This is a genomic window from Stenotrophomonas sp. P5_B8 (assembly GCF_054049855.1).
Genome location: NZ_JBFULO010000445.1, coordinates 1 through 3,027 on the forward strand (window position 1 = coordinate 1; position 3,027 = coordinate 3,027).

Here is a 3,027-nt window from a genome sequence, read left to right on the forward strand (position 1 = left end):
CGCGCAGCCACCTCCAGCACCAGCTTGCGCACCGGTTCGGCGACATTTTCGTGTCCATTGAGCGCACGCGAGACCGTGGCCACGGAGACCCGGGCTTCGCGGGCTACATCTTTGATTGTGATGGCTGCCTTGTTCACTTCGCCGCCCTCCACGGCTTAGAGATCTGGGGCTTGGCKCGGAATGTAAGCGTTTTCAATCCTGAATGTAAACACTACGTTAGGCCAATGTCGTACGGCGGTAACGCAAACCTGTCCTTGGCGGTCCCTCAGGGGACTCGCCAGGACAAGGCAGGACAAGGGTTTCAGCGGTTTTTGGCCGGGGCCTCGGCACGGATGGACAGCGCATGGATATCGGTGTCCATCATGCTGCCCAAAGCGGCATAGACGGCCCGGTGGCGCGCAAGTGGCAGCGTGCCCTCGAAGGCGGCGCTGACCACATGCACGTTGAAATGGCCGCGACCGTCGCGCGCGCCCTCATGCCCGGCATGGCGGTGGCTGTCGTCCTCCACTTCCAGCAGCTCCGGGTCCAGCGCCTGCTGCAGGGCCGCGCGGATGCGCTCGACCCGGTTCACGGCAGCACCTTGCGGAACGGGCGCACCTGCACGCGGGTGTAGACCCCGGCGGCCACGTACGGATCGGCATCAGCCCAGGCCCGGGCCAGCGCGAGCGAGCCGAATTCGGCGATCACCACGCTGCCGCTGAAGCCGGCCGGGCCCGGGTCCTCGCTGTCGATGGCCGGACACGGCCCGGCCAGCAGCAGGCGGCCCTCATCACGCAGGGCGGTCAAACGGGCCAGATGCGCCTCGCGCACCGACATGCGGGCGGCCAGAACATCGGCGCCGTCATAGCCTTCAATCACATACCACACAGGCAACTCCAGGGTTCAGCTAAACGAACCCGGCGATTCTAGCCCGCCTCGCTGGACACTGCGGGCCTGAACCCGTACTCTTGGATCCATTGCACGTGGCTGGACGCAGCAGCCCCGTCGGCACAAGGCTTCACTGCCACCCGACGACCGACCCGCTGCCCCACACCAGCACACGTAGACGACCTCCTTGTAGTTCTGTCGCTGCCCATCGCGGCGCGCCTTTGTGTTCGAAGTGTGGAACCGCGCCGACCCAGGCGTGTCATGGCCAGCCATCGTACCGCCCGGAATGCTCCGGCTGCGGGCACGGCGCGGCGACCGGTCCGTTGCAATACAGACGTCAACTTGATGACCTCCGAACTCGCGCTCGACGCGAACCCGCAAACCCGGCCGACCGCCCCACAGCAGCAGGAAATGCCGCTGGCTGTAGTGCATGGTCAACCGGTCCTGCAGATTCCGCAGGACCTGTACATCCCGCCGGATGCGCTGGAAGTCATCCTGGATGCGTTCGAAGGTCCGCTGGACCTGCTGCTGTACCTGATCCGCCGGCAGAACCTGGACATCCTGGACATCCCGGTGGCCGAGATCACCCGGCAGTACGTCGAGTACATCAACGTCATGCAGGAGCTGCGCTTCGAACTGGCGGCCGAGTACCTGGTGATGGCGGCGATCCTGGCCGAAGTGAAGTCGCGGATGCTGCTGCCGCGGCCGCCCAGCATCGAGGGCGAGGAAGCCGATCCGCGCGCCGAGCTGGTGCGGCGGCTGCAGGAGTACGAACGTTTCAAGCAGGCAGCCGAGGACATCGACAGYCTGCCCCGCCAGGACCGCGACACCAGCCTGGCCCATGCCTTCGTCCCCGACCGGGCTGCGGTGAAGCTGCCACCGCCGGTGGACCTGAAGGAAATGCTGGTGGCGTTGTACGACGTGCTCAAGCGCGCCGAGCTGTTCACCGGCCACGCGATCAAGCGCGAGGCCCTGAGTGTCCGCCAGCGCATGGGCGATGTGCTGGGCCGGCTGGAAGATGGCCGGTTCTACCGTTTTGAATCGCTGTTCACCGCCGAAGAAGGCAAGCTGGGGGTGCTGGTCACCTTCCTGGCCCTGCTCGAACTGGCCAAGGAACAGCTGCTGGACATCGTCCAGGAAGCACCGCTGGCGCCGATCTACGTCAAATCCCTGGCCGCCGGCAACACCAACGAACCGCTGCAGTTCAACAGCGAGTTCGACGACGCCGACGCCGCCAACGCATCCGACTGAGCACCCGACCCACGCATGGATCAACCGCTGATCAACCGTATCGTCGAAGGCGCGCTGCTGGCGTCCAGCCAGCCGCTGACCCTGGCGCAGCTGCAGGGCCTGTTCCCCGAAGAGGAACCGGCACCGCCGGGCAGCATCGAACGCGCGCTGGAACTGCTGCGCGAGGCCTGCGCCGATCGCGGCGTCGAGCTGGTCGAGGTGGCCTCCGGCTTCCGCTTCCAGGTCACCAACGAGGTCCACGGCTACATCAGCCGGTTGTGGACCGAACGCAAGACCCGCTACACCCGTGCCACCCTGGAAACGCTGGCGCTGATCGCCTATCGCCAGCCGATCACCCGCGGCGAGATCGAGCAGGTGCGCGGCGTGGCGGTGAGCAGCAACATCATCCAGGCCCTGGAAGAGCGCGAATGGATCCGCGTGATCGGCCACCGCGACGTGCCCGGCAAGCCGGCGCTGTTCGGCACCACCAAAGGCTTCCTGGATTACTTCGGGCTCAAGCGCCTGGACGAGCTGCCGCCGCTGTCCGAGTTGCGCGACCTGGGCGAACTGGAACCGCAGCTGCCGCTGGACAACGACGGCCAGCCCGCCGGTCGCCTGGCCGCCGGCGCAGCCACCCCGGAGGGCGCGCTGGATGCCGACGCGGCCAATGACGACACCGACCTGCCACTGGCAGGTGAAGAAGAATCGCAGGACAATTCACCCGTCGGCGCGCAGATCCCTGCCCCCGACGTTGCTGCAGAAACAGATACCGAATTCAACGCGCCGTTGTCGCCCCGCGACGACGACGCTGGAATGACCGCCCCTGATGGCGAACCCGATACCGCGCCGGGAGAGCGCGCGGCGCCCCAGAACGAAACCGAAAACAACGCCGTCGCGAAGACGACCGTGGCTGTTGACGAAGCCGATCCC

At 66.4% G+C, this 3,027-nt stretch carries 5 protein-coding genes; 2 read left to right on the forward strand and 3 right to left on the reverse strand.

Annotated features, from left to right (window positions below; genetic code table 11):
* The 3 genes from ACXJKH_RS17760 to ACXJKH_RS17770 all read right to left on the reverse strand — a co-directional run.
* Positions 1–152: LacI family DNA-binding transcriptional regulator (locus ACXJKH_RS17760; RefSeq protein WP_457321312.1), on the reverse strand; the 152-nt coding region annotated here is incomplete at its 3' end.
* Positions 153–301: 149 nt separating this feature from the next.
* The gene (locus ACXJKH_RS17765) at positions 302–571 is read right to left on the reverse strand and encodes a BolA/IbaG family iron-sulfur metabolism protein (protein ID WP_256775594.1); all 270 of its coding nucleotides are present in this window, start codon (positions 569–571) and stop codon (positions 302–304) included.
* Positions 568–867: a YciI family protein gene (locus tag ACXJKH_RS17770; RefSeq protein WP_256775595.1), complete on the reverse strand. Its 300-nt coding sequence runs from the start codon at positions 865–867 to the stop codon at positions 568–570. The genes ACXJKH_RS17765 and ACXJKH_RS17770 overlap by 4 nt, the downstream gene beginning before the upstream one ends.
* A gap of 345 nt (positions 868–1,212) precedes the next feature.
* On the opposite strand from ACXJKH_RS17770, the gene ACXJKH_RS17775 reads away from it, so the two are divergent.
* Positions 1,213–2,118, forward strand: coding sequence for a segregation and condensation protein A (locus tag ACXJKH_RS17775; RefSeq protein ID WP_256775596.1), 906 nt, complete (start codon positions 1,213–1,215; stop codon positions 2,116–2,118).
* 15 nt (positions 2,119–2,133) lie between these two features.
* Positions 2,134–3,027, forward strand: an 894-nt coding sequence (gene scpB / locus ACXJKH_RS17780; protein ID WP_457321310.1) for an SMC-Scp complex subunit ScpB, incomplete at its 3' end; no start/stop codon positions are given.